The 1100-nt window shown below is 44.4% G+C and carries 1 protein-coding gene; it reads right to left on the reverse strand.

Annotated elements, in window-relative coordinates:
* Positions 1-94: 94 nt before the first annotated feature.
* A complete protein-coding gene (locus tag GKS34_RS23165) occupies positions 95-1030 on the reverse strand; it encodes a tyrosine-type recombinase/integrase (protein ID WP_163387530.1) in 936 nt (311 codons plus the stop codon).
* Between the last annotated feature and the right edge of the window lie 70 nt (positions 1031-1100).

A 1100-nucleotide genomic window follows, 5' to 3' on the forward strand; every position in this document is an offset into this window, starting at 1 on the left:
TTCAGGGTCTTTTTGACCTGAACGGGAGGATCGAATTTCTCCTGAAAACTCCCTCCATGAATTCGGATAATATCGGCTAGCTCATGTTCAGGCTTCAGGATGTTGGAGGATAAAGCCTGTCAAAGGGACTATGTGCCAATGATCTTTCAAGTTTAGCCACATGTAAATACATCATGGTGGTTTGTATATGTGCATGCCCCAGCTGTTCCTTGATGGTTACAATATCTATCCCCTGCTCAAGCAGATGCGTAGCAAAACTGTGGCGAAGTGTGTGTACACAGGCTTCTTTTAGTATACCGGCTTTTTGCATGGCCAGCCGGAAGGTTTGTTGCACAGCACTATGACCGAGAGGAGTACCCTTTTCTCTACCATTAAAGAGGAAGGTTTTGGGCTTTGCGCCCTTGATGTATTGGAGCAGACCTTGTGAGATATAGGCACTCAGAACGACATACCGGCTTTTGTTGTTTTTGGATTCTCTGATGTGGATTTGTTTGCGGTCAAAATCAATATCGGTGATTCTGAGTTTACACACCTCACTGACGCGGAGTCCGGCAGAATAAATCAGGGATAACAGTACGCGCTGCTTTAGGCGCTGAGGGGCCTTGAAGAGTTTTCGTAATTCCTGCTGAGAAAAGACGATGGGAAGCTTTCGGTTGTTTTTCAAATTGGGAAGCCGGATGGCCCGATCTTCCAGCTCATAGATCCGGTAGAAGAAGCGAAGCCCATAGACGGCATGCTTGAAGAAAGTATCGCTAAGATCTTTGTCTTGTTTCAGGGAGAATAGATAGGAATTGATCTCATCAGGCTCCAGGTCTAAAGGAGACTTTTTGAAGTACAAACTGATCTGTGCGATGGACCGGGAATAGCTGAACACAGTACTTTCAGCATAGGATTTGATGGTAATTTGTTCTTCAAACTTCCGGATATGCAGGGCAAATCCCGGGACTTCGTGTTTGGCTTTTTCTATTAACGTTTTGGCTGAGTTAGGACGGCTATTGAGCCATCCGTAATTTTTACGTATTTTGCTCATAATTATAAGGATTTGTTTATGAGCAATATACCAACGGTTAACCTTTAGCTACCGAAGGTTGAGTTCAACA

It is taken from the genome of Cyclobacterium jeungdonense (genome assembly GCF_010994275.1).
Lineage (GTDB): Bacteria > Bacteroidota > Bacteroidia > Cytophagales > Cyclobacteriaceae > Cyclobacterium > Cyclobacterium jeungdonense.